General features: G+C 45.0%; 1 protein-coding gene. It reads right to left on the bottom strand.

Annotation, left to right across the window (positions count from 1 at the left end; genetic code table 11):
• Window positions 1–6: 6 nt before the first annotated feature.
• The gene (locus tag RCO25_RS35075) at window positions 7–1,515 is read right to left on the bottom strand and encodes a transposase (protein WP_374992225.1); all 1,509 of its coding nucleotides are present in this window, start codon (window positions 1,513–1,515) and stop codon (window positions 7–9) included.
• Between the last annotated feature and the right edge of the window lie 160 nt (window positions 1,516–1,675).

Raw genomic sequence — 1,675 nt, 5'->3', positions numbered from 1 at the left:
CATGACTTATGCAGTTCGCTGAATTAATTGGGAATTGTGAGAATCTATGCTTGAATAAACGGGCCACCAGGTCATGAGCAGACTCTTTGGCCAGTAGGCGGAAATAAGACTTGCAAAACGGTGTGCTTCTATGTCAAAATCGACGTAGATTCTCTTAGAACCCTTGTGGTTTCTACTGTGAACCTGGCAACGAGTTTTGAAGAGTCCGCGAACCATTTCGCCGTGGGTGCAGCTCTCATCACTCGTTTTTTCTTTGTTTACTTGCCATAACGCATAGGCTAATAGCGTTTCCGTAGCGAACACTAATTCCATATGCGCATGCTGATGTGACTCCGAAGTGGAATGGCATTTCCCGAAAGCGAGATCTTGCTTAGCCATGCGGAAAAACACTTCAATGCGCCAGCGTTTTCCATAGACTTCTAGCGCCTTTTTAGGCACATCGTGGCGGTTACTAATGATGAGATAGGCTCCCTTGTACGTTGCAGGACTATTTTCACTGTCCTCCATGTGAACGCTTAATTCTTCCTCTTCCCTCAAGCGAGCAGCAACGATGGCAGCAATGGGGACGAAGCGATCTTTCGTAGTCGCTTGCCCTTTTCTTCCGGTAGTAAGGTAGGGAAGTTTCATATACATATCGGGAAGAGCAATAGCCGTAAGTCCTGGAGCACGCGGAGATGCGAGCGATTTGTACGCTTCTTTAATTAGTTGACGTGCTGACACGGGAACATATCGATCTCGTCGTCCAGCCGTAATGACCTTGCGGTATAGGGCGGTGTTGCGTTTCGCTTTGGTTACCCAATCGAAATGATGGTCCATGAGAAAAACAAAGAACTCCTTGCATAAGTACCATCGATCCATGGCAATCCAGAGTCTGCAGGATACATTCTCACGAAGCATAAGCAGCATCTGCTTTGCTAAATCAATCTTGGTAAGTCCATATTCGTCTTTTTCCACCTTGTGCCACATGCTGTAGAAGAGCGGGTATTCAAGACCATTTTGAAGCACAGCTTGAAGGACAACCAGATTCATGCACCAGCTATACGTTTTGGATGACGAGTCGAACAACCAGCATAAGAACGGCAATTTTTTGGCGTATGGATGGGCAATATGGGTATCATCCAAGTTAATGACGTCACCTGATTTCAGTGCAGTATCACTATCTTCTTGAAGTCGTGCAACACGTTTTTGACCAAACGTTCGCCATGCAAACGGCGTTGTGAAAAATCGACTAAGTGTGTACTGAGCAAGCTTATAGGGTTTGAACATGATCGCAAGCAGTGCGTCCTTACTAGCTAACAAAGCCATCTGATTCACAGAGGAGCTATTCGATACCAGCCCAATCGCATACATAAAACAAAGCATCCAAGAAGGAACTCCATTGCGCTTGCTAATGCCAGATTGCGTAAGTAGCAAAGAAAAATCGAAATGATCCCATAGCGAGCGCAGGATTGGCGCTCCGGCGCATTCTCCTTGGTTAAGATCGCGAAAACGTGGCTGCTCGAGTGTTTCTTTCAAAAAAATCACCTAAAATCCGTTAAGATATACCCAGTTGAAGGGTATTCCTCGTGATTATTCTGGTGATTCATAAAAGTCAAGCGTTTATCAGCGATTATTACAACAATTTTCCAACTCTATATCTTTCCCATTTAAATGGAACGAACTGCATAAGTCATGT

Source organism: Paenibacillus sp. LHD-38 (assembly GCF_031157315.1).
GTDB lineage: Bacteria > Bacillota > Bacilli > Paenibacillales > Paenibacillaceae > Pristimantibacillus.
Note: the sequence above shows the minus strand (reverse complement) of the source record. Positions and strands in the feature narration are given on the sequence as shown.